This window comes from Streptomyces sp. NPDC059010 (assembly GCF_042740355.1).
Lineage (GTDB): Bacteria > Actinomycetota > Actinomycetes > Streptomycetales > Streptomycetaceae > Streptomyces.
Genome location: NZ_JBHYJA010000001.1, coordinates 367915 through 389476, shown reverse-complemented (window position 1 = coordinate 389476; position 21562 = coordinate 367915). Strand labels below are relative to the sequence as shown.

The window sequence follows — 21562 nt, the reverse complement described above, 5'->3', positions numbered from 1 at the left end:
GAGTCGGATGCCGGGGGCCGTGTCGAGGTCGATGAGGTGGTCCATGGCGCTCCCTGTGGTGTGCCGGTGGTGGCTTGCCGGTGGCGGTGTACCGCTGATGGCGTGCCGGCGATGGCGTGGCGGTGATGGTGTGGCGGTGATGGTGCGGCACAGTCGAGACGAGACGAATCGTGTCGACAGGTGGGCGAAGTGGCCACAGGGTTTCCCGAGCCGGTCCGGAAGCGGTCCCGAGCCGGGTGGCAGCGGTGCTACAGGATCACGTGGGGCAGGAAGCGGGCGTATTCGTCCGTGATCAGGCCGGACGACTCGCGGATGCCGAGGCCCGCCGACTCGTCCTCGACTACCCAGGCGCCGAGGACGACGTGGTTGCCGTCGAAGGTGGGGAGTGGGGCCAACTGCTGGTAGCAGCAGGGCTCTTCGCGTACGACGGGTTCGGCGCCCTTCTCGTGGATGGTCACGCCCGCGCCCTCGCGGCCCAGCAGGGGCTTGGCGACCCAGCCCGTCGTGTTCGCCAGTTCCCTCGGGCCGTCGAGGTGGGCGGGGAGGAGGTTCGGGTGGTCCGGGTAGAGCTCCCAGAGGATGGCGAGGAGGGCCTTGTTGCTGAGGAGCATCTTCCAGGCGGGCTCGATCCACAGGGTCGTGCCGGTACCGCCGCCGTTGTCGAGGGTGTCCAGGACGTGGTCGGCGAAGCGGTCCGTGGTGAGCCACTCCCAGGGGTAGAGCTTGAAGCAGCTGCGGATGAAACGGAGTCGGGTGTCGACGAAGCGGCCGGAGAGAGGGTCCCAGCCGATCTCCTCCATGGAGATCCAGCCGGTGTCCAGGCCCGCCTGTTCCGCGGTCTCCTTGAGGTAGGCGACCGTCATCATGTCCTCGCCGAGTTCGTCGGCCGAGGAGTACGCGAAGTAGAGCGGGGCGCCGGGCGGGAGCAGGGCGGACTGTTTCTTCCAGGCGGCGATGAGGCGTTCGTGGAGGGAGTTCCACTGGTCGGCGCCGGGGAAGCGCTCCTCCATCCAGAACCACTGGGGGCTCGCGGCCTCGACCAGTGAGGTGGGGGTGTCGGCGTTGTACTCCAGGAGCTTCGCCGGGCCGGTGCCGTCGTAGCGGAGGTCGAAGCGGCCGTAGACGGAGGGGAGTTCGGCGCGGCGGCGCCAGGCCTCGGTGACCGCGTTCACGATGCGCGGGTCGGTGATGCCGAGGTCGGCGAAGCGGTTCTCGGCGACGATGTGCTCGGCCGCCGTCAGGCACATGGCGTGGAGTTCCTCGACGACCTCCTCCAGCGCCTCGACCTCCGGGAGCGAGAAGACGTAGTACGCGCTCTCGTCCCAGTAGGGGCGCAGGGAGTTGTCGGGGTGGCGGGTGAGGGGGTAGATGAGCCCCTGCTCCTCGACGGTCTGCTGCCAGCCGGGGCGGGGGTCTGTCGTGCGGCGTTCCATCTCGTACGTGCCCTGCCCTGCCTGCTCGACCTGATCTGCCTGCTCTACCTGACCTGCCTGACCTGGCTGCTCTGCCTGACCTGGCTGCTCTGCCCGGTCAGCCGCCGCTGCTGCTGCCGGAGCTGGAGCAGCCGAAGCCGCCTCGGTCCACGGCCTCGCTGCGGCTGAAGGTGCCGAAGTCGGCGCGGCCGTCGTCGACGTCGGCCTCGTAGTACCAGGCGGCGTCGGAGCCGCCGGTCTTCTTCTTGCCGCTCTTGCCCTTGCCGCCGGTGCCGTACGAGGAGCTTGAGCTGCTGCCGGAGTTGCAGTTCTTGTCCGCGATGACCTTGTAGCCCTCGTAGGTGTAGCTGTCGCGGTCGACGCAGCGGCGGTCCGGTTCCGAGCCGCAGGAGGTCAGGGCCGCGGCTATGACTCCCATGCCGCCGAGTACGACCGTGCTGGAGCGCAGCCGGCGTCGTGATTCCGCCATGTGTGTGTCCCCCGATGACGTCGTTGACGCCGATGTTCTGGTTGTCGTGTGGCGAACAGCTTAGAGATCGCCGCTCGTGTGACTGTCGGAGGGCTGCCCTTCGTCCGCTCCCCTACAGTCGCTTTGTGCTGCTTGGGATGGTGTGTGCGCTGGGTGCGGCGGTCTGTTTCGGTACGGCCACCGTCCTGCAGGCGATGGCCGCGCGGGCGGCGAGCGCGCAGGGGGGGCGGGGCGGCGAGGCGGGGGTGTTGCTGCGGGCGGTGCGGCAGTGGCGGTATGTGGCCGGCCTTGCGCTGGACGGGCTGGGGTTCGTGTTGCAGGTCGTCGCGCTGCGGGCGCTGCCCATCTACGCCGTGGCGGCGGCGTTGGCGTCCAGTCTCGCGGTGACCGCGGTGGTGGCCGCGCGGTTGCTGCGGGTGCGGTTGCGGCGGGGTGAGTGGGGCGCGGTGGGGGTGGTGTGTGCCGGGCTGGCGATGTTGGGGTTCGCGTCCGGGACGGAGGGGGATCTGGGCGGGTCGGACGCGTTGAAGTTCTCGATGCTCGCGGTGGCGGTCGGGGTGTTGGGGGTCGGGCTGGCGGGTGGGCTGTTGCCCGAGCGGGGGCGGGGGTTGGTGCTCGGGCTGGCGGCCGGGTTCGGGTTCGGGGTGGTGGAGGTGTCGGTGCGGCTGATCGATTCGGTGGGGGTGTCGGACTTGGTGGGGAATCCGGCGACGTATGCGTTGCTGGTGGGGGGTGGGGCGGCGTTTCTGGCGCTCACTTCGGCGTTGCAGCGGGGGTCTGTGACGGTGGCTACCGCGGCGATGGTGATCGGGGAGACGGTCGGGCCGGCGGTGGTGGGGGTGGTGTGGCTGGGGGACCGGACGCGGGAGGGGTTGGGGTGGCTGGCTGTGCTGGGGTTTGTGGTGGCTGTGGTGGGGGCGTTGGCGTTGGCGCGGTTCGGGGAGGCGCCGGTTGTCTCCGACGGCGGGGCGGGGGGTGGGGCGGGGGTGGCTGTGCGGTGAGCTGTCGTGGTGGGTGGGTTCTCGCCCCCGCCGCCCCTACCCGTCCCGTCCTCCAGGGGCTCTGCCCCTTCGACCCCGGGGCCTTCTGGGGGCTGCCGCCCCCGGACCCCCGCTCCGGCCCCCTGAGGGGCCTTGTCCTCAAACGCCGGACGGGCTGAAGAGCGGCCGGAGGTGTGCACCCTCCTTACGGCAGCACCCTGCACAACGCCTCCAACGCCCCCGCCCACGCGTGATCCGGTGGTGTCCCGTATCCCACCACCAGCGCATCCGCCGGCTCCGTCGTGGCCGACTCGTGGCGGAAGAAGGTCAGGCCGTGGAGGGCCAGGCCCTGCCAGGTCGCCGCTTGGACCACGGACTGTTCCGTGCCGGGTGGGAGGCGGAGGAGGACGTGGAGGCCGGCCGCGATGCCGGTGACGTGGAGGTGGGGGGCGTGCAGGGCCAGGGCGCGGACCAGGGCGTCTCTGCGGCGGCGGTAGCGCAGACGGGCGGCGCGGACGTGACGGTCGTAGGCACCGGACGTCAGGAACTCCGCCAAGGTCAGCTGGTCCAGCACCCCGCAGGTGTCCACGTGGCCCTTCGCCACCGTCACCTCCTCCACCAGCGTCGACGGCAGCACCATCCACGCCAGGCGCAGGCCGGGGGCGAGGGACTTGCTGGCCGTGCCCAGGTAGACGACGTGCTCGGGGTCCAGCCCCTGGAGCGCTCCGACGGGCTGGCGGTCGTAGCGGAACTCTCCGTCGTAGTCGTCCTCCAGGACCAGGCCACCGGTGCGGCGCGCCCAGTCCACCACCGTCGCCCGGCGGTCCCGGTGCAGCGGCACGCCCATCGGGAACTGGTGGGCGGGCGTGAGCAGCACCGCGCTCTCGTGCGTCAACTCCGCCACGCTCGTGCCCAGTTCGTCGAAGGGGAGGGGGTGGGTGGACAGGCCCGCCGTCGTCAGCTGCCTCCAGTGCGGCGGCAGGCCGTACGACTCCACCGCCACCCGCTGCGCGCCACGCGCCCGCAGCACCCTGCCGAGCAGTGACAGACCGTGCCCGAAACCCGCGCACACCACGATGCGTTCGGGATCGGCGCGCACACCCCTCGCCCGGGAGAGGTAACCGGCGAGGGCCGCCCGCAGGTCGGCGTGGCCGCGCGGATCGCCGTAGCCGAGGGCCTGGTGCGGGGCCGCGAGGAAAGCACGGCGGGCCGCCTTGAGCCACTCCGCGCGAGGGAAGGCGGAGAGGTCCGGGGTGCCGGGGACCAGGTCGTATGCGGGGCGGGGCCGGGGGCGGGGGCGTGAGCGGTCCCGGCGGGGTGGGGTGGTGGTGCGAGGGGCAGCGGCAGCGGCAGCGCCGACGCTGGGTGAGCCCAGGGCGCCGGTCTGCGGCAGCACCGCACCCTCCCTCACCGGCCCCCTCACCACCCGCTCCGCCACCCTCGTCCCCGACCCCTGCCTTGCCGTCAGCCAGCCCTCCGCGACCAGCTCCGCGTAGGCCTCGGCCACCGTGTTGCGGGCGATGCCCAGGTCGGCCGCGAGGGAGCGGGAGGAGGGGAGGCGGGTGGCCGGGGCGAGGCGTCCGGTGCGGACCGCTTCGCGCAGGGCGTCGGTCAGGCCCCGGCGCAGGCCCGGTCCCGCCGGTTCCAGGTGGAGGTCGATGCCCAAAGTGGCCCAAGGTTTCGCCATGGAAATGGACCATACTCCTGGGCTGCTTCGCTCCTAGGGTCGAGATCATGACTACGACGGACAACGCCGCCACGACCACCACCGTGGCGTACGCCCCCGAGCGCCCCGCCCGCCTCAGCTGGGCCGAGCACGCCCCCGACGTCTACAAGGCGATGATCCGACTCGACGCGGCCGCCCGGAAGGGACTCGAACCGCAGCTGTACGAGCTGGTGAAGATCCGTGCCTCGCAGATCAACCACTGCGCGTTCTGCCTCGACATGCACACCAAGGACGCGCTCGCGGCGGGCGAGAGCGTCGAGCGGATCGTGCAGCTCGGCGCCTGGGAGGAGTCCGCGCACTTCTACACCTCGAAGGAGCTCGCGGCGATCGAGCTCACGGAGGCCGTCACCGTACTGACCGACGGGTTCGTGCCCGACGAGGTGTACGAGAAGGCCGCCAAGCACTTCGACGAGGCCGAGCTGGCCCAGCTCATCGCCGCGATCACCGTGATCAACGCCTGGAACCGGTTCGGGGTGACCTGCCGTATGGCGCCGGGGCACTACCAGCCGGGGCAGCATCAGTGAGCTCACGCACCACCCGTGACGCAGGGTGATGACCAGTCGTCGCACATCCACCAGGGAGGTACACACCATGACCCGAGTCGAAGCCTTACGTGCGCTGCACCGCCGCCGCTCCCCCGACGACCCGCTGGTCCTGCCCGGCCCCTGGGACGCCGCCAGTGCCCGCGTCTTCGCCGAGGCCGGGTTCCCGGCGCTCGCCACGCCCAGTGCGGGGGTCGCCGCCTCCCTCGGGTACGAGGACGGGCAGACCCCGGCCGAGGAGATGTTCGCGGCGGTCGCGCGCATCGTGCGGGCGGTCGACGTGCCGGTGTCGGCGGACATCGAGGGCGGGTACGGGATCGCGCCCGGGGAACTGGTGGAGCGGCTGCTGGCGACGGGTGCCGTCGGGTGCAACCTGGAGGACTCCGAGGGCGGGGCCCTCAAGGACCCGCGTGCGCACGCCGACTGGCTCGCCGAGGTGCGGCACGCCGCCGCCGACCGGCTCTTCCTCAACGCCCGGATCGACACCTTCATCCGGGCCCGCCGGGACACCGACCCCAAGCAGGCCGCGGAACAGGCCATCGAGCGGGCCGCGTTGTACGTCGCCGCCGGTGCCGACTGCGTGTATCCGATCGGCGCCCCCGTCGACGTACTGCCGCTGCTGCGGTCCGGCATCCAGGGTCCGGTCAATGTGCACGGCACGGTGACCGGAGGCCCCTCGCCCGCCGAACTCGGCGAACTCGGGGCCACCCGGATCACATTCGGGCCGGGGCTCCAGCGCAGGGCCGACGAGGCGCTGCGCGAGATCGCCGCCGACCTCGGGAAGTGACCGTCAGGACGGCCACGCAATCCCGAGGCTCGGGACGGCCACGCCATCCCGACGCTCAGGACAGCCACGCCTTCCACGTGGACTCGTGGCTGTCCACCCACTTCTTCGCCGCCTCCTGCGGTGACAGCTTCTGCTCGGCGATCATCAGGGAGACCTCGTTCTGGTCCTCGGTCGTCCACTTGAACTTCTTCAGCAGGGCCGCCGCCTCACCGCCCTTCTCCGAGAAGTCGGCGTTGAGGTACTTCTGCAGCGGGGTGTGCGGATAGGCGCAGGCGACCTTCGCCGGGTCCGCGTCGCAGCCCTCCTTGTACGCCGGCAGCTTCACCTCGGTCATGGGGACCTTCTTGAACAGCCACTGCGGCACGTACCAGTAGGTCAGGAAGGGCTTCTTGGCCTTGGCGAACTGCTTGATCTGGGTGATCTGCGCGGCCTCCGAACCGGCGAACACCACCTGGTAGTCCAGGTCCAGGTTGTTCACCAGCGCCTTGTCGTTGGTGACGTAGGACGGCGAGCCGTCCATCAGCTGGCCCTTGCCGCCGCTCTCCGCGGTGCGCAGCTGGTCGGCGTACTTGTTGAGGTTCTTCCACTCGGTGACGTCCGGGTGGGCCTTCGCGAAGTACGTCGGCACGAACCATCCGATGTGACCGGTGACCCCGAGGTCGCCGCCGGGCACGATCGTCTTCTTGTCCTTGACGTAGCGCTGCTCCTGGTCGGGGTGGCCCCAGTCCTCCATGATCGCGTCGACCCGGCCCTGGCTGAGCGCGTCCCAGGCGGGGATCTCGTCGACCTGGACGGTGTCGACGCGGTAGCCGAGCTCGTGCTCCAGGAGGTACTGGGCGACGGCGACGTTGGCCTGGGCGCCGACCCAGGACTGGATGGAGAGCGTCACGGTCTTGGCGCCCTGCGCATTGGCGAAGGGCGACGACTGCTTGGTCATGTCGGCGGCGCCGCAGCCGGTCAGCAGCGCCAGGGAGGACACGCCGGCCACTACCGCAGTCGTCCGCACACGTCGGTTACGTCGGATACGGATACGCATGTCACGCTCCCTTCTTCGCGCGGCGTTCCGTCGGCTGCGTCACCCGGTCCAGCATCAGACCGAGGCAGACGATCGCGGCACCGGCCACCAGACCGGTCGCCAGTTCGCCCCGGGCGAGGCCGGCGACGACGTCGTAGCCGAGCGCGCCACCGCCGACCAGGCCGCCGATGATGACGACGGCGAGGACCAGGACGACGCCCTGGTTGACGGCGAGCAGCAGCGCCGGGCGGGCGAGTGGGAGCTGGACCTGCCGCAGCTGCTGGGCGGGGGTCGCGCCGAGCGAGCGGGACGACTCCAGGGCGGCCGGGTCGACCTGGCGCAGGCCCTGGGTGGTGATGCGGACGACGGCGGGCAGGGCGTAGACGACGGCCGCGGCGACGGCGGGCGCGCGGCCCACGCCGAACAGCGCGACGACCGGGATCAGGTACACGAACTGCGGCATCGTCTGGAAGACGTCCAGGACGGGGCGCAGCATCCGCTCGACCCGGTCGCTGCGGGCCGCCGCGATGCCGGTGGCGAAGCCCAGGGCCAGGGTGACGGCGACGGCCGCCAGCACCTGGGAGAGCGTGTCGAGCGACGGGCCCCATACGCCGAGTACGCCGATCGCGGCCATGGCGAGCACTGCGGTCAGCGCGGTGCGCCAGGTGCCGATCAGCCAGGCGAGCGTGGCGACGATCAGCAGGACCGACCACCAGGGCAGCCACTGCAGGCCGTCGCGCAGGGGGTTGAGGACCCAGGTGGTGAAGTGGGCGGCCCAGTCGGCGGTGCCGCCGATGACGGGGACGCCGGAGTAGAGGTGGTCGGTCATCCAGTCGACGCCGCTGTTGACGGGCTCGGCGAAGTTCAGGGTCCAGGCGTCGGGCCAGTCGAGGCGGCCCGCGAGGCGTCCGGCGACGGCCACGGCCACGGCGGCGGCCAGGGCGTACAGCGAGCGTGCCCGGCCGTTGGGCCGGGGTTCGTCACCGAGCCGCGCCCCCGCCGCGCCGGTCACCCGGTCCAGTACGACGGCGAGCAGCACGATCGGGATGCCGGCCGCGAGGGCGGCGCCGACGTCGACGGTGGCCAGCGCCTGGTAGACGCGGTCGCCGAGGCCGCCCGCTCCGATCACGGACGCGATGACCACCATGGACAGCGCCATCATGATCGTCTGGTTCAGGCCGAGCAGGAGTTCCTTGCGGGCCAGCGGGATACGGGCGGTCAGCAGCCGCTGCCGTGCGGTGGTGCCCATCGACTCGACCGCCTCCAGCACCTCCTTGTCGGCGCCGCGCAGACCGAGGGCGGTGAGGCGGGCCATCGGCGGGGCGGCGTAGACGACGGTGGCCAGGACGGCGGCGGGGACGCCCATGCCGAAGACCAGCACGACGGGGAGGAGGTAGGCGTAGGCGGGGAGCACCTGCATGGTGTCCAGGACCGGGCGCAGGGCTCTGTCCATACGGTCGGACAGTCCGGCGGCGAGGCCGAGGAGCACGCCCACGACGGCCGAGGCGAGCACGGCCACGACCATGAGTGCGAGGGTCTGCATGGTCGGGATCCACATGCCGAGGAACCCGCAGGTCAGGAAGGCGACACCGGTACCGGCGGCCAGTTTCCAGTCCGCGACGCGCCAGGCGATCAGGGACGCGGCGGCGGTGACGCCGGCCCAGCCGGCGGCGAGCAGCACCAGGTAGACGGCGCGTACGGCGACGATGACCGCGTTGCTGAGGTGGCCGAAGAAGTAGAGGAACAGCGGGTGGCTGTCCCGGTTGTCGACGATCCAGTCGCTGACCTTGGTGAGCGGCTCGGAGACGTCGACGGTGAGCGCGCCCGGCCAGGTGCCGCTCGCCCAGCGGGCGTCGGCCAGCGGGACGAGGATCGCGGCGGCGAGCGCGAGCAGCAGGAGCTTGCGCACGCCGGGGCGCTTGAGGAAGCCGGGCAGAGCGGTGCGCGGGGCGGCGGCGGTGACCGTGGCCATCAGACCACCTCCTTCGCCTGCTCCGTTCCCGCTGCGACGGGCTGCTCCGTCCCCGCGACGACGCCGAGAAGCCGTTCGTGGTCGACCACGCCGAGGCAGCGGCCGTCCTCCATGACGCGGGCCGGGGCACCGGTGCGCGCCACGGCCTCGATCGCCTCGGACACCGTCGCGTCCGGCGCGACCGCCGGCCCGTTGCCGGCCTCGTCGGCCGACGCGGTGCGCATGGCCGTACGGACCGTCAGGACCTGTTCGCGCGGGACGTCGCGGACGAACTCGCGGACGTAGTCGTCGGCCGGGGAGCCCACGATCTCCTCGGGGGTGCCGAGCTGGACCACGGCGCCGTCGCGCATCAGGGCGATGCGGTCGCCGAGCTTGAGGGCCTCGCTGAGGTCGTGCGTGATGAAGACCATGGTGCGGCCCTCCTCGCGGTGCAGTCGGACGACCTCCTCCTGCATGTCCCGCCGGATCAGCGGGTCGAGCGCGCTGAACGGCTCGTCGAAGAGCAGCACCTCGGGGTCCACGGCCAGGGCCCGGGCCAGGCCGACGCGCTGGCGCTGACCGCCGGACAGCTGGCCCGGCCTGCGGTGCTCCATGCCCTCCAGGCCGACCTTTTCGACCACGGCGGCAGCCCGCTCACGGCGTTCGGCCTTGCCGACGCCCTGGATCTCCAGGCCGTACGCCACGTTGTCCAGGACCGTGCGGTGGGGCAGCAGGCCGAAGTGCTGGAAGACCATCGCGGCGCGGTGGCGGCGCAGTTCGCGCAGCCGGGTCTTGTCCATGGCGCGGACGTCCTCGCCGTCGATGGCTATCGTGCCGGCCGTCGGTTCTATGAGGCGGGTCAGACAGCGCACCAGCGTGGACTTGCCGGAGCCGGACAGGCCCATGACGACGAAGACCTCGCCCTTGCGGACGTCGAAGGACACGTCCCTGACGGCTGCCGTGCAGCCGGTGCGCGTGCGCAGTTCGGCGGGGGTGAGCGCGGTCAGCTCCGGGTCGGAGGGGACCAGGTGCGGCTTGGGGCCGAAGACCTTCCACAGGCCCTCGACGGAGAAGACCGGCGTCTCGGCCGGGGGCTTGCGGGTCTCGGGCGTCGTGTTCTGCGGCGCCGTCTGAGGGGTCGTACTCATCACGCCTCACCTCCCATGAGGTCGACGGCCTTCTCCCCGACCATGAGCACCCCGATCATCGGGTTCACGGCGGTCATCGTCGGGAAGACGGAGGCGTCGGCGATTCGGATTCCGTTCAGGCCCCGGATCCGCAACTGCGGGTCCACCACGGCCAGTTCGTCGTCGGCGGCACCCATACGGCAGGTGCCCGCCGGGTGGTACACGGTGTGCGCGACCTTGCGCGCGTACTCGCTGAGCTCCTCATCGCCGGTGACCTCCGGGCCGGGGCACACCTCGCGCTTGAGCCAGCCGGCCAGCGGTTCCGCCTTGGCGATCTCACGGGCGATCCTGATGCCGTCGACGAGGGTGCGGCCGTCGTAGTCGTCTTCGTCGGTGAAGTACCGGAAGTCGAGCGCGGGCTTCACCGCCGGGTCGGCGCTGGTCAGGTACAGCCGGCCGCGGCTCTTCGGCTTCGGGATGTTCGGGGTCATCGAGACGCCGAACTCCGGCCGCTGGTAGCCGAGGCGCTCCGGGTTGTCCGTGAACGGGATCTGGTAGAAGTGGAACATCAGGTCCGGGCCCTGGAGTTCGGGGTCGCGGCGCACGAAAAGGCCCGCGTCGGAGTCCATCGCGGAGTTGTCCGGGATCGGCCCGTCGGTCTCCCAGACGATCACCGACTCGGGGTGGTCGAGCAGGTTCTCGCCGACGCCCGGCAGGTCGTGGACGACCGGGATGCCCAGTGCCTCCAGGTCCTGGCGGCGGCCGATGCCGGAGTGCATCAGCAGCCGGGGCGTGTCGACGGCGCCCGCGCACAGGACGACCTCGTTGCGGGCGCGGATCAGCAGTTCCTCGCCGTCCTTGGTGCGCACATGGACGCCCTCGGCGTCGGTGCCGTTCAGCTCCAGCCGGTACGCCCAGGTCTCCAGCATGATGGTGAGGTTGTCGCGCTCGTCCATCACCGGGTGCAGATACGCCACCGACGCCGAGGAGCGCTTGTTGTTCTCGGGGTGGTAGGCGAGGTCGAAGAAGCCGGCGCCCTCGGTGAAGGGCTGCTTGTTGAAGCCGTCGACGCGCGGGACGTCGAGCGCGGCCTGCGCCGCGTCGACGAAGTCACGGGCGATGGCGTTCCGGTCCTTCTCGTCGACCGGGACGATGTTGTTCTTCAGGCGCGCGTAGTACGCCTCCATCGGCACCGCGCCCCAGCCCTTGGCCCCGGCCTCCTCCCACTCGTCCCAGTCGGACGGCAGCGGCTTGAAGGCGATGAGGGTGTTGTGACTCGAACATCCGCCGAGGACGCGGGCGCGGCTGTGCCGGATGTGGGAGTTGCCGCGGGGCTGCTCGGTGGTCGGGTAGTCGTAGTCCAGCTCACCGCCGAGCAGGCCCATCCAGCGGCGCAGGGTGAGGACGTCGTCCCGGTCCACGTCGCTGGGGCCGCCTTCGATGACGGCGACGGTGACGTCCGGGTTCTCGGTGAGGCGGGAGGCGATGACGGAGCCTGCGGTGCCGCCGCCGATGACGACGTAGTCGTACTCGTGGGTCTTCTCGGGCATGGGGTCGGGCATGGGGTGGTACTCCAAGGGGGTTGATCAGGGCTGACGCGGGGGTCTCATGGGGAGGTCAGCCCGCGAACCAGCGCACCGGCCTGGGCGCGAGGTTCTGGTAGACGTGCTTGGTCTCGCGGTATTCGGCGAGTCCGGCGGGGCCGAGCTCACGGCCCACCCCGCTCTTGCCGAAGCCGCCCCACTCCGCCTGCGGGAGGTACGGGTGGAAGTCGTTGATCCAGATGGTGCCGTGCCGCAGCCGGCCGGCGACGCGCCGGGCCCGGCCCGCGTCGGCGGTCCAGACGGCGCCGGCGAGGCCGTACTCGGTGTCGTTGGCGAGGGCGACGGCCTCGTCCTCGGTGCGGAAGGTCTCCACGGTGAGGACCGGCCCGAAGACCTCCTCGCGTACGACGCGCATCTCGCGGTGGCAGTGGTCGAGCACGGTCGGCTCGTAGAAGTAGCCGGTGGCGGGCCTGGTGTGGCCGGCCTCGGGGCGCTTGCCGCCGGAGCGCAGCACCGCGCCCTCCTGGAGCGCGGACTCGACGTACGCCTCGACCTTGGCGCGCTGCTGCTCGGAGACGAGCGGCCCGCACTCGACGCCGTCCTCGGTGCCGCGGCCCAGCCGGATGCGCGAGGCGCGGCGGGCCAGCTCGGCGACGAAACGGTCCCTGATCGACTCCTCGATGATCAGGCGGGCGCCCGCCGAGCAGACCTGGCCGCTGTGGATGAAGGCGGCGTTGAGGGCCTGGTCGACGGCGGTGTCGAAGGCCTCGTCGGTGGCGCAGGCGTCGGCGAAGACGACGTTGGGGTTCTTGCCGCCGAGTTCGAGGGCGACCTTCTTGACGCCGGGGGCGGCGGCCTGGGCCACCTTGGTGCCGCTGATCAGGCCGCCGGTGAAGGAGACGAGGTCGACGTCGGGGTGCTCGGCGAGCCGGGCGCCGACCGAGTGACCGGGGCCGGTGACGATGTTGGCGACACCGGTGGGCAGCCCCGCCTCGACGAGCAGCTCGATGAGCGCGATGGTCGTCAGCGGGGTGATCTCGCTGGGCTTGACGACGAAGGTGTTCCCGGCGGCGAGCGCGGGCGCGATCTTCCAGCTGGCCTGGAGGAGGGGGTAGTTCCAGGGCGTGATCAGCGCGCACACACCGACCGGCTCGTGTACGACGACGCTGTGGATGTCGGCCGAGCCCGCGTCCACGACCCGGCCCGGGGCCTCGGCGGCGGCCAGCTCGGCGAAGTAGCGGAAGGCGTCGGCGACACAGTCGATGTCGACCCGGCCCTCCTCGACGGTCTTGCCAGCGTCGCGGCTCTCCAGCAGTCCGAGCGTCTCGCGGTCGCGTACGAGCAGGTCGGCGACGCGGCGCAGCACCGCGGCACGCTCGGCGACCGGCGTGCGGGGCCACTCGCCCTGGCCTCCGTCGAAGGCGCGGCGGGCGGCCGCCACGGCCAGGTCGACGTCCTTCTCGTCACCCTCCGCGACCACGGCGAACGGCAGGGCGTCCGCGGGGTCGAGAATGTCGCGCGTGGCACCCGAGGCGGCCTCGCGCCACTCGCCGCCCGCGTGAATCGTCTGCGGCTCCTGCCGCGCCTGCTGTCCGGTCATGATCGGTGTTGCCTTCCGTTCCTGTTCAGCGCCCCTGAGTCACACAGGTGTCACTCATAGGACCGTCTCCGCCTGCCCCCGTGCCCGCATTGCATGCGCAATCCACGGTGGAAAGTGCGGTGCATCACTGAACATTCACCCAAACATGAGCAAAAGGGACGCACCTCAGGGCACAACCATGGACCACGATGGGACCTTTGACTAAAGTCAAAGAAATATGGAACCCATGGAGCCCCCGGAGCCGGTGGCGGCGGCGCATGTGACGGCCTTCCGGCACTTCAACCGCTATTTCACGCGTCGCATCGGCGTACTGGACGACCACTACCTCGGTCAGGACCGCCCGCTGGGCGAGGCCCGCCTGCTGTTCGAGATCGGGGACGGCGCGTCACTGCGCGAGCTGAGGAGCCGGCTCTGTCTGGACGCGGGGTATCTGAGCCGGATGGCGAAGGCCCTGGAGGCCCAGGGCATGGTCCGGCTGAGCGCACATCCGCAGGACAACCGGCTGCGCATGATCGAACCGACGCAGGCCGGACGGGTGGAACTGGAGGAGCAGAACCGGCGGGCCGGCGCGGTCGTCGCGGGGCTGCTCGAAGGCCTGACCGCACCGCAGCGCGCCGAGCTGACCCGGGCCATGGCCACGACCCAGCGGCTCCTGCGCCTCGCGGGCATCACCGTCGACCTCGTCGACGGCGCGGCCCCGGACGCCCTGGCCAGCCTGGACGCGTACGCGGACGACATCGACGAGCGGTTCCCCGAGGGGTTCGACAAGAACGACCTGGTACGGCCGCACGAGGTGTCCGGCGACGCCGGCGCGTTCTTCGTCGCCTACGAGGAGGGCCGTCCCGTGGGCAGCGGCGCGCTACGGCGCCTGGAACCCGGTGTCGGCGAGATCCGCCACGTCTGGGTGCACCGCGAGGCCCGCCGCCTGGGCCTGGCCCGCCGTCTGCTGGACGCCCTCGAACGCGAGGCGGCCGCACGGGACTTCACCGTCGTACGACTCGACACGCACGCCGCGCTCAAGGAGGCGCAGGCGATGTACCGGGCGTGCGGGTACACGGAGATCCCGGCGTACGACGACAACGTCTATGCGAGCCACTGGTTCGAGAAGCGTCTGGACCGCTGAGAGCCCGTGGCCGGGCCGACCGGGGTCACCGGCAATCGGCGCCCGCCGGGCAGAAGGACTCCAGCGCCGCGGTGAGCGGTTCGCGGACCAGTTCCGGGGCCAGGGACCCGGGGCCGGCGGCGCGGATCGCGTAGAGCGTGCCGTCGGTGGCCTCGAAGCGGTGGTCGATGACCTGGCGCGGGCCCTTGTTCTGGTCGTCGTAGCGGTAGGTGAGCTCGGACCAGCCGGCGGCCGAGGCACGCTGCAGGGGCTGGTAGCCGGGCTGGGCGGAGTAGCCGTAGCCGGGGTCGTTCTCGGCGAGGTCGAGGGACTCGGCCGGGGTGTCCTCCGAGAGGGCGAAGATCTGCAGGCCGCGCTCGCCGTCCGGGGAGTCGTAGCGGACGACCGGGGCCTTCTCGCCCTGCTCCTGCCTGCGGATCCAGCCCTCGGGGACATGGAGGGTGTAGCCGACGGGGTCCTGGGCGCGGCGGTAGCCGGCGGGTGAGGACAGCGAGGCGGACGCCGACGGGGAGTCGGCGGCGGAGGCCGACGGGGAGTTGCCCGCGGAGGCCGACGGGGTGGCGACGGCGACGCTCGGCAGCGGGGTCCCTCCGGCTCTTCCCCCGGCCGTGGAGTCGTCGCGGATGAGGAACCAGACACCGGTGCCGACGCCCGCTCCGAGGACGGCCGCGGTGACGACGACGAGCAGGAGGCGGCGGGCGCGGGCAGGTGCGGGCCGGATGTGGGGAGGCGAGGGCTGCGCGGGGATCGGTTCGTAGGAGGGCGTCGAGAAGGTCTGGGTCCGGGCCGACGCCCAGGGCGGTGGGGTGATCGGTTCCCGCGCGGCGGCCCAGGCCGCCTGGCCTCTCTCCTCGCTCGGCTCGTGTTTGCCGTCCCATCCGCTCATGGCAAGTCCCCCGAATCACCTGATGCTTACCGCTTCCGACGCTAGCGCCGAAAACAGTCACGGGCCCCGCCCCGGAAGAAACCGGAACAGGGCCCGCGCAGGTTCGTGACAGAACTCAGATGAGGCCGAGCGAACGGACCGCCTCGCGCTCCTCCGCGAGCTCCTGGACGGAGGCGTCGATACGGGCGCGGGAGAACTCGTTGATCTCCAGGCCCTGGACGATCTCGTACTTGCCGTCCTTGGTGGTGACGGGGAAGGAGGAGATGAGCCCCTCCGGGACACCGTAGGAACCGTCGGACGGGATACCCATGGACACCCAGTCGCCGTCGGCGGTGCCGTTGACCCAGGTGTGGACGTGGTCGATCGCGGCGTTGGCGGCGGAGGCCGCCGAGGAGGCGCCGCGGGCCTCGATGATCGCCGCACCGCGCTTGGCGACGGTCGGGATGAAGTCCTCGGCCAGCCACTTCTCGTCGTTCACGACCTCGGCGGCGTTCTTGCCGGCGATGGAGGCGTGGAAGATGTCCGGGTACTGGGTGGCGGAGTGGTTGCCCCAGATGGTCAGCCGCTTGATGTCGGCGACCGTCGAACCCGTCTTCTTCGCCAGCTGCGTCAGCGCGCGGTTGTGGTCGAGGCGGGTCATCGCGGTGAAGCGCTCGGCCGGTACGTCCGGGGCGGCGGCCTGCGCGATGAGCGCGTTGGTGTTGGCCGGGTTGCCGACGACCAGGACCTTGATGTCGTCCGCGGCGTGGGCGTTGATGGCCTGGCCCTGCGGCTTGAAGATGCCGCCGTTGGCCTCCAGGAGGTCACCGCGCTCCATGCCCTTGGTGCGCGGGCGGGCGCCGACGAGGAGGGCGACGTTGGCACCGTCGAAGGCGACGTTCGGGTCGTCCGAGATGTCGATGCCCTGCAGGAGCGGGAACGCGCAGTCGTCGAGCTCCATGGCGGTGCCCTCGGCGGCCTTGAGCGCCGGGGTGATCTCAAGGAGTCGCAGCTTGACCGGCACGTCCGCGCCGAGCAGCTGGCCGGAGGCGATGCGGAACAGCAGGGCGTAGCCGATCTGGCCGGCCGCGCCGGTGACGGTGACGTTCACGGGAGTGCGGGTCATGGCGTTCTCCGTAGGACAGCTGGCGGTGAGGGCATCCCGGCCCCGGGTGCGGGACTTAGAGATGATCGATCTCTTGGCGTCGAGAGATCCACCGGTCAGGCTATCGCGCATCCGGGATCTCGCACGGCCGGGTCCCGTGTGGCCCGTCCCACAGAATGACGATCAGTGACGAACGCCGGGGCGAAGGGGACAACAGCGGGGGACAAACGGGAGGCAAAAGGGGGCGGCCGCCGGGTCCGGGAGAGGGGGACCTGGCGGCCGCCGGGTGGGGGTACCGATGCCGGACTCCCGTGGGGGTACGGTGCGCGTTCCCACTTTGCCGGCACCCATTCCTGCCCACCCGAACTTCTTTTGCTGCCTTCCTTACTGCGTGCAGCCCTCCTGCCCGACGGCCAGCGTCGCGCAGGCCTTCGCCTCGCCCGCGTCCTTCACGGCCACCATCGGCGTGTACGCGATCGTGTCCCCGACGGCGGTGATCGAGCCGCTCTCCCTGGCCTTGCCGACCGTCACCACGACCTCGTCCCCCTGCGCGGCCTTGGTGATACGCCCCCAGGCCGCGCCACAGGCCTCGCTGTAGCGCACCTCGACCACGGCCGTACCCACGGTCGCGGTCTTGGCGGTCGTCACGAGGTCACCACTGCACCCCATGGCCTCCGCGTCCTTGCCGGTGCAGGAGTCACCGCTGCACTTCACCCCAGGCGGCAGATCGGTGTCGGCCGAAGCGGTCGGCGAGGGCGACTTGGCGGCGTCCTCGTTCTTCTTCCCGCTGCCGCTGTCGGTGAGGTAGAAGACCGCCGCGATCACGACCAGCACACCGACGACCCCCGCGAGGAACATCGTCAGCCGCCGCTTCCCACCGCCGCCGGCGGCGCGAGTGGCGGCTCTGCTTCCCGGACGCGGCCCCTGCGGCGGTTCGCCGTACGGACCGGGCGTCGCGGGCGTCCAGGCCGGCCCCGACTCCGCTCCGGCGGCCCCGGACCCGGCGGACGCCCCGGAAGACGTCGTGCCGGCCCCCCGGGTACCCGTCGGCGCCGGCCCCCGATACCCGGCCAGCTTCCACGAGTTGCCCCCGGAGTCCTCGGCTTCCCGGACGTCGCCCCCGACGGAATCGCGAACTCCCGAGTCCCGAACTCCCGAGTCCCGGACCCCCGCGTCCCGAACCTCCGGCGCCGTGGGCTGCACCGGCACCGCGGGCGGCACGGTCGGGGCGACCCCGGCCGGTCCCGCCACCCCGGGCGTGGGCGCGGCCGTGGCATTGCCGCCCCTGCGCGCGGGCTTGGCCGCCTTGGTGCTCCCCTTGGCGCTGCCCTTGGCGTTCGCGGGCGGTGCGCCGAACTCGCTCAGCGCGGCGCGTGCCTGGGAGATCCGGATGGCCTCCATGGTCATGTCGTGGCGCATCTCCGAACGGCTCCAGGCGCGTTCGGCGAGCTCCCACATGGTCGTCAGGTGGACCGGATTGGTGCCGGTGACCTCGGCGAGCGCCACGATCGCGCCCTTGGGCGCGAGCAGCCGCCCGTTCAGATACCGTTCCCAGGACGTCTTGCTGTATCCCGTCCGGTCGGCCAGCGCCGCGATGCTCAGACCGCTGCGGTCCACGAGCCGCCGCAGCTGACTCGCGAACTCCCTGACCTGCGGATCGAGTTCATCCGGCAAGGCCCTCCAACGAGGCATTGCTTCCCCCCTCTTCCCCCCGGTTCGTGCTGGTGTTTCTCGCGTTCCCCCGCGCGTGTGCCCGCTGCCGAGTCCCCGTTCTGGCTACCCACAGGGATGCGCCCGGCAAGGATCTCAGTTCCCGGGGTGGGGGCGCACGGGAGCATTGGGACTGCGGGCATGCACCGTTGCACGCCCGGCAGGTCCCGTCCAGTGTTCCACCGGCTCCGGTCGCCGTCCGACACAACCCTGGCAGTAAGCCCTTGCCGTCACGCGGGGCGTCCCCGGACCGCCCCAAATCGATCGCTCCGAGCCCGACAACCGACCACGCTAGCCCGGCAGTTGAACGACTTCGTTGCAAATCCGCGAACTTGTCAACACATCACCACACAGAACGCACATAAGCGATCACATGCGCCCCATGCCGACAATCAGGCCAATCCAGACGCGGGAGCCCCACCGGGCTCAGCCCAGCGCCAGTACCCCGATCACTCCGGTCAGCACCAGCGCCACCACCAGCACTACGGCGACCATCAGCAACCGCCGCGACGGCACCTCCGGTTCCTTCGGCGGCTCCTCCCACCAGGGAAGGGTGGGATCGTCCTCGTACTCCTCACCGCCGCCCCCGGCGACGCCCGTCTCCCCGCCCGTCTCCCCGTCCGCGCCCTCCGGCTTGGCCGCCCCGGTCAGCCCCACCGGCTTCGGCCACGCCTGCACGGCCAGTTCCCACCGCACCCCGAAGCGCTCCGCCTCCTCCTTGCCGATCCCGGCCACCCGGCACAGGGCGACGACCGCCTGCCGGGGCGGGGGCTGGGTGGCGTTGAGGTAACGCTGCCAGGAGGACTTGCTGTACGCGGTGCGCGCGCCCAGGGAGGCCAGGCTCAAGCCCGTGCGGTCCTTGAGCTGCCGCAACTGCTCCACGAAATGCCGCACCTCCGGCGGCAGATCGTCGGGCAGCGGCTGCCAGGCACCCATCGCTCACCTCCGAACCAGATCCGATCGGGTGACGATCCGGGACCGCGCATTGGTTCCCGACCCGCATCCCGACGCACCCCCCGACGCACCGCCCGACGGCCCCCCGACGACACCGACGTACCGGAACGGTCACCTCCGTGCCACAGCGCACTGACAGCCGTTGAACAGTGCCTTCAGGGTGCCCGAGGGTTGACGCAGACGGCGGTCCGTCCTTCCTCGGGGGAGAGGACGGGCCGCCGTCATGCACCGGGCCCGAGGCGCAGGCGTCAGCTGTCCACCGTGAAGTGCAACGCGTCCTTCAGGAACGGCACCTTCAGCAGCGGATCCGGCTGCGCCATCAACGCCAGCAGCACGATCACGAGGCCCAGCACGCCGTACGTCACGATGTCGGTGAAGCGGGAGCGTACGGCGAGCATGCCGACGCTCGGCAGGAGCCACCGCAGCACCGCACCGGCCAGCAGGGCGCTGCCGATCAGCAGGATGCCGGCGCGGAACACGTCGAGCGCGGTGACCAGCAGGCCCACCCCGACCAGGCCGAGGACGAGAAGGACCGGCCACTGCCGGGCGGGGGCCGGCAGATCACCGGAGGCCGCGCGGCCGCCACCCTCGGGACGTGCCGTGTCCTTGGTGAACAGGGGGAAGCGACGGGTGGTCCGGCGGGGCCTGCCCTCGGCATCGGGCGCGCTCACGGCATCCCGGACCTCGATCTCATCGATCCCGTCGCCCGCGTCGGCACGGTCGCCCGCGCCGATCCCGTCGCCCGCGTCGACCTCATCGACCCGCTCAGTCCGCTCGATACCGTTGACCCGCTCGGCCCCGTCGGCCCGCTCGATACCGTTGACCCGCTCGGCCCCGTCGGCCTGCTCGACCCCGTTGACCCGCTCAGCGCCGTCGGCCCGCTCGGCCCTCTCAGCCCGCCGAGTCGTCTCCGCCCTGTCGGCGCCGCCCTCAGCCGACACTGCGCTCCGCCGCCTCGACCACGTTGACCAGCAGCTGCGCCCGGGTCATCGGACCCACGCCGCCGGGGTTCGGGGAGATCCAGCCGGCCACCTCGGCGACGCCGGGGTGGACGTCGCCCACGATCTTGCCCTCGGCGTTGCGCGAGACACCGACGTCGAGGACGGCGGCGCCCGGCTTCACGTCCTCGGGGCGGATCAGATGGGCGGAGCCGGCGGCCGCGATGATGATGTCCGCGCCGCGCAGGTGCGCCGCCAGATCGCGGGTGCCGGTGTGGCACTGGGTCACGGTGGCGTTCTCGCTGCGCCGGGTCAGCAGCAGCGGCATCGGGCGGCCGATGGTGACACCGCGGCCGACGACCACGACCTCGGCGCCCTTGATCTCGACGCCGTACCGGCGCAGGAGCGTGAGCACGCCGTTGGGGGTGCAGGGCAGCGGGGCGGGCTCGTTGAGCACCAGGCGCCCGAGGTTCATCGGGTGGAGTCCGTCGGCGTCCTTGTCCGGGTCCATGAGTTCCAGGATCCGGTTCTCGTCGATGCCCTTGGGGAGGGGCAGCTGGACGATGTAGCCGGTGCAGGCGGGGTCCTCGTTCAGTTCCCGCACCACCGCCTCGATCTCGTCCTGCGTCGCCGTGGCCGGCAGTTCGCGCTGGATGGAGGCGATGCCGACCTGCGCGCAGTCGCGGTGCTTGCCGGCGACGTACTTCTGGCTGCCGGGGTCTTCCCCGACGAGGATGGTGCCGAGGCCGGGCGTGACGCCCTTCTCCTTCAGCGCCGCCACGCGGGCGGTCAGATCGGACTTGATCGCGGCTGCGGTGGCCTTGCCATCGAGAATCTGGGCGGTCATGCCTCCCATCCTCCCGGATGACGCCCTCCCGGTTCCAATCCGGGTCTGACGTGGCCTCGGTCACCCCATCTCCGCCCGTATCCGCCCATGATCAGTGATGTTGCACTTGCACAACACATACGGTCTGCGGCTGGACAAGAAAGAGGACCCTAAAGAACGATGAGACGCGCATACCGCGGGCAGCACCGGGGGGACGACCGCATACAGAACGCTTTCCTCCTTACCGTGCCGCGCGTCGTCCCCGCACAGGAACCAACGGAGGAAAGACCGCCATGAGCTTCGGCGACCCGAACAACCCCTACGGCCCGCCCCAGGGCCAGCAGCCGGGCTACGGCTACCCGCAGCAGCCCCAGGCTCCCGGCTACGGCTACCCGCAGGCCCCGCCGGTGGGCGCCTACCAGGGCGCCATGGCTCCGACCTCCATGCCCGGCACGGTGAGCGCGGCTCGCGTTCTGCTGTGGGTCATCGCCGGTCTCCAGCTCCTGGGCGTCGCGCTGTTCGCCTTCTCCGCGGCCAGCGTCACCGCCGCGAAGAACGACTCGACGCTCCAGGACGACGCGGCGTTCCAGCAGCTGGCCGACTACTCGACGGGCATGCTGTGGGCCGTCACGGCGTTCGCGCTCGCCTGGGGCGTGTGGGCGATCGTGCTGGCGGTGAAGTTCAACTCCGGCCGCAACGGCGTCCGTATCACGGCGCTGGTCTTCGGCATCCTCACCGCGATTCTCGGCATCTACCCGTTCATCGTCGTGGGCCTCGTTCACACCGTGCTCGCCATCCTGGTCGCCATCTTCGTCGGCAACTCCAACGGCTCCGCGTGGTTCAACCGCCCGCGCTACTGACCTCACC

The 21562-nt window shown here is 71.4% G+C and carries 19 protein-coding genes; 5 read left to right on the top strand and 14 right to left on the bottom strand.

Annotated elements, in window-relative coordinates; all coding sequences use genetic code 11:
• Nucleotides 1–248: 248 nt before the first annotated feature.
• The gene (locus tag ACFWYS_RS01865; protein ID WP_384762093.1) at nucleotides 249–1433 is read right to left on the bottom strand and encodes a glutathionylspermidine synthase family protein; all 1185 of its coding nucleotides are present in this window, start codon (nucleotides 1431–1433) and stop codon (nucleotides 249–251) included.
• 97 nt (nucleotides 1434–1530) lie between these two features.
• Entirely contained in the window at nucleotides 1531–1902 is a 372-nt protein-coding gene (locus ACFWYS_RS01860; protein ID WP_384762091.1) for a hypothetical protein, read from the bottom strand.
• Nucleotides 1903–2039: 137 nt separating this feature from the next.
• Here ACFWYS_RS01860 and ACFWYS_RS01855 point away from each other — a divergent pair, with 137 nt between their 5' ends.
• Nucleotides 2040–2903 carry a hypothetical protein gene (locus ACFWYS_RS01855; protein ID WP_384762234.1) on the top strand — a complete coding sequence of 288 codons (864 nt, stop codon included), beginning with the start codon at nucleotides 2040–2042 and terminating at the stop codon, nucleotides 2901–2903.
• 184 nt (nucleotides 2904–3087) lie between these two features.
• Here the strand turns inward: ACFWYS_RS01855 and ACFWYS_RS01850 are convergent, their stop codons facing one another.
• A complete protein-coding gene (locus tag ACFWYS_RS01850; RefSeq protein WP_384762089.1) occupies nucleotides 3088–4569 on the bottom strand; it encodes a PLP-dependent aminotransferase family protein in 1482 nt (493 codons plus the stop codon).
• A gap of 47 nt (nucleotides 4570–4616) precedes the next feature.
• Between ACFWYS_RS01850 and ACFWYS_RS01845 the strand changes: the two genes are divergently transcribed.
• Both ACFWYS_RS01845 and ACFWYS_RS01840 read left to right on the top strand, forming a co-directional pair.
• Complete coding sequence (locus tag ACFWYS_RS01845; protein ID WP_384762087.1) at nucleotides 4617–5132, top strand: carboxymuconolactone decarboxylase family protein; 516 nt, start codon at nucleotides 4617–4619, stop codon at nucleotides 5130–5132.
• Nucleotides 5133–5199: 67 nt separating this feature from the next.
• The gene (locus tag ACFWYS_RS01840) at nucleotides 5200–5937 is read left to right on the top strand and encodes an isocitrate lyase/phosphoenolpyruvate mutase family protein (RefSeq protein WP_384762085.1); all 738 of its coding nucleotides are present in this window, start codon (nucleotides 5200–5202) and stop codon (nucleotides 5935–5937) included.
• Between the two features lie 55 nt (nucleotides 5938–5992).
• Here ACFWYS_RS01840 and ACFWYS_RS01835 read toward each other — a convergent pair whose 3' ends face one another.
• From ACFWYS_RS01835 to ACFWYS_RS01815, 5 genes are all read right to left on the bottom strand, one after another.
• Nucleotides 5993–6973, bottom strand: coding sequence for an ABC transporter substrate-binding protein (locus ACFWYS_RS01835; protein ID WP_384762083.1), 981 nt, complete (start codon nucleotides 6971–6973; stop codon nucleotides 5993–5995).
• Nucleotide 6974: 1 nt separating this feature from the next.
• Nucleotides 6975–8924 (bottom strand): ABC transporter permease, encoded by a 1950-nt coding sequence (locus ACFWYS_RS01830; RefSeq protein WP_384762081.1) that lies wholly within the window; start codon nucleotides 8922–8924, stop codon nucleotides 6975–6977.
• Complete coding sequence (locus ACFWYS_RS01825; RefSeq protein ID WP_384762079.1) at nucleotides 8924–10051, bottom strand: glycine betaine/L-proline ABC transporter ATP-binding protein; 1128 nt, start codon at nucleotides 10049–10051, stop codon at nucleotides 8924–8926. Before ACFWYS_RS01825 ends, ACFWYS_RS01830 begins: the two co-directional genes overlap by 1 nt.
• Nucleotides 10051–11580: a GMC family oxidoreductase gene (locus ACFWYS_RS01820; RefSeq protein WP_384762232.1), complete on the bottom strand. Its 1530-nt coding sequence runs from the start codon at nucleotides 11578–11580 to the stop codon at nucleotides 10051–10053. The genes ACFWYS_RS01825 and ACFWYS_RS01820 overlap by 1 nt, the downstream gene beginning before the upstream one ends.
• Nucleotides 11581–11647: 67 nt before the next feature.
• Nucleotides 11648–13174, bottom strand: coding sequence for an aldehyde dehydrogenase family protein (locus tag ACFWYS_RS01815; protein WP_384762077.1), 1527 nt, complete (start codon nucleotides 13172–13174; stop codon nucleotides 11648–11650).
• 226 nt (nucleotides 13175–13400) lie between these two features.
• Here ACFWYS_RS01815 and ACFWYS_RS01810 point away from each other — a divergent pair, with 226 nt between their 5' ends.
• Nucleotides 13401–14297, top strand: coding sequence for a GNAT family N-acetyltransferase (locus ACFWYS_RS01810; RefSeq protein WP_384762075.1), 897 nt, complete (start codon nucleotides 13401–13403; stop codon nucleotides 14295–14297).
• Between the two features lie 25 nt (nucleotides 14298–14322).
• Here the strand turns inward: ACFWYS_RS01810 and ACFWYS_RS01805 are convergent, their stop codons facing one another.
• From ACFWYS_RS01805 to ACFWYS_RS01780, 6 genes are all read right to left on the bottom strand, one after another.
• Nucleotides 14323–15183, bottom strand: coding sequence for a hypothetical protein (locus ACFWYS_RS01805; protein WP_384762073.1), 861 nt, complete (start codon nucleotides 15181–15183; stop codon nucleotides 14323–14325).
• A 115-nt stretch (nucleotides 15184–15298) separates the two neighbouring features.
• Nucleotides 15299–16288 (bottom strand): malate dehydrogenase, encoded by a 990-nt coding sequence (locus ACFWYS_RS01800; RefSeq protein WP_384762071.1) that lies wholly within the window; start codon nucleotides 16286–16288, stop codon nucleotides 15299–15301.
• A 363-nt stretch (nucleotides 16289–16651) separates the two neighbouring features.
• Nucleotides 16652–17959: a DUF2690 domain-containing protein gene (locus tag ACFWYS_RS01795; protein ID WP_384762069.1), complete on the bottom strand. Its 1308-nt coding sequence runs from the start codon at nucleotides 17957–17959 to the stop codon at nucleotides 16652–16654.
• A gap of 444 nt (nucleotides 17960–18403) precedes the next feature.
• Nucleotides 18404–18913, bottom strand: a complete 510-nt coding sequence (locus tag ACFWYS_RS01790) for a helix-turn-helix domain-containing protein (protein ID WP_384762067.1) — start codon at nucleotides 18911–18913, stop codon at nucleotides 18404–18406.
• Nucleotides 18914–19179: 266 nt separating this feature from the next.
• On the bottom strand, nucleotides 19180–19665 hold the full coding sequence (locus tag ACFWYS_RS01785; RefSeq protein ID WP_384762230.1) for a DUF3017 domain-containing protein: 486 nt from the start codon (nucleotides 19663–19665) through the stop codon (nucleotides 19180–19182).
• A 196-nt stretch (nucleotides 19666–19861) separates the two neighbouring features.
• Nucleotides 19862–20716 (bottom strand): bifunctional methylenetetrahydrofolate dehydrogenase/methenyltetrahydrofolate cyclohydrolase, encoded by an 855-nt coding sequence (locus tag ACFWYS_RS01780; RefSeq protein ID WP_384762065.1) that lies wholly within the window; start codon nucleotides 20714–20716, stop codon nucleotides 19862–19864.
• 272 nt (nucleotides 20717–20988) lie between these two features.
• On the opposite strand from ACFWYS_RS01780, the gene ACFWYS_RS01775 reads away from it, so the two are divergent.
• A complete protein-coding gene (locus tag ACFWYS_RS01775) occupies nucleotides 20989–21555 on the top strand; it encodes a proline-rich domain-containing protein (RefSeq protein WP_384762063.1) in 567 nt (188 codons plus the stop codon).
• The last annotated feature ends 7 nt before the right edge of the window (nucleotides 21556–21562 follow it).

Bases quoted from the DNA above. Each gene is read 5' to 3' on its own strand.
- ACFWYS_RS01850 (WP_384762089.1), bottom strand. From the start codon at position 4,569: ATGGCGAAACCTTGGGCCACTTTGGGCATCGACCTCCACCTGGAACCG.
- ACFWYS_RS01810 (WP_384762075.1), top strand. From the start codon at position 13,401: ATGGAGCCCCCGGAGCCGGTGGCGGCGGCGCATGTGACGGCCTTCCGG.
- ACFWYS_RS01830 (WP_384762081.1), bottom strand. From the start codon at position 8,924: ATGGCCACGGTCACCGCCGCCGCCCCGCGCACCGCTCTGCCCGGCTTC.
- ACFWYS_RS01835 (WP_384762083.1), bottom strand. From the start codon at position 6,973: ATGCGTATCCGTATCCGACGTAACCGACGTGTGCGGACGACTGCGGTA.
- ACFWYS_RS01780 (WP_384762065.1), bottom strand. From the start codon at position 20,716: ATGACCGCCCAGATTCTCGATGGCAAGGCCACCGCAGCCGCGATCAAG.
- ACFWYS_RS01825 (WP_384762079.1), bottom strand. From the start codon at position 10,051: ATGAGTACGACCCCTCAGACGGCGCCGCAGAACACGACGCCCGAGACC.
- ACFWYS_RS01805 (WP_384762073.1), bottom strand. From the start codon at position 15,183: ATGAGCGGATGGGACGGCAAACACGAGCCGAGCGAGGAGAGAGGCCAG.
- ACFWYS_RS01865 (WP_384762093.1), bottom strand. From the start codon at position 1,433: ATGGAACGCCGCACGACAGACCCCCGCCCCGGCTGGCAGCAGACCGTC.
- ACFWYS_RS01820 (WP_384762232.1), bottom strand. From the start codon at position 11,580: ATGCCCGAGAAGACCCACGAGTACGACTACGTCGTCATCGGCGGCGGC.
- ACFWYS_RS01775 (WP_384762063.1), top strand. From the start codon at position 20,989: ATGAGCTTCGGCGACCCGAACAACCCCTACGGCCCGCCCCAGGGCCAG.
- ACFWYS_RS01795 (WP_384762069.1), bottom strand. From the start codon at position 17,959: ATGCCTCGTTGGAGGGCCTTGCCGGATGAACTCGATCCGCAGGTCAGG.
- ACFWYS_RS01840 (WP_384762085.1), top strand. From the start codon at position 5,200: ATGACCCGAGTCGAAGCCTTACGTGCGCTGCACCGCCGCCGCTCCCCC.
- ACFWYS_RS01815 (WP_384762077.1), bottom strand. From the start codon at position 13,174: ATGACCGGACAGCAGGCGCGGCAGGAGCCGCAGACGATTCACGCGGGC.
- ACFWYS_RS01800 (WP_384762071.1), bottom strand. From the start codon at position 16,288: ATGACCCGCACTCCCGTGAACGTCACCGTCACCGGCGCGGCCGGCCAG.
- ACFWYS_RS01855 (WP_384762234.1), top strand. From the start codon at position 2,040: ATGGTGTGTGCGCTGGGTGCGGCGGTCTGTTTCGGTACGGCCACCGTC.
- ACFWYS_RS01860 (WP_384762091.1), bottom strand. From the start codon at position 1,902: ATGGCGGAATCACGACGCCGGCTGCGCTCCAGCACGGTCGTACTCGGC.
- ACFWYS_RS01790 (WP_384762067.1), bottom strand. From the start codon at position 18,913: ATGGGTGCCTGGCAGCCGCTGCCCGACGATCTGCCGCCGGAGGTGCGG.
- ACFWYS_RS01845 (WP_384762087.1), top strand. From the start codon at position 4,617: ATGACTACGACGGACAACGCCGCCACGACCACCACCGTGGCGTACGCC.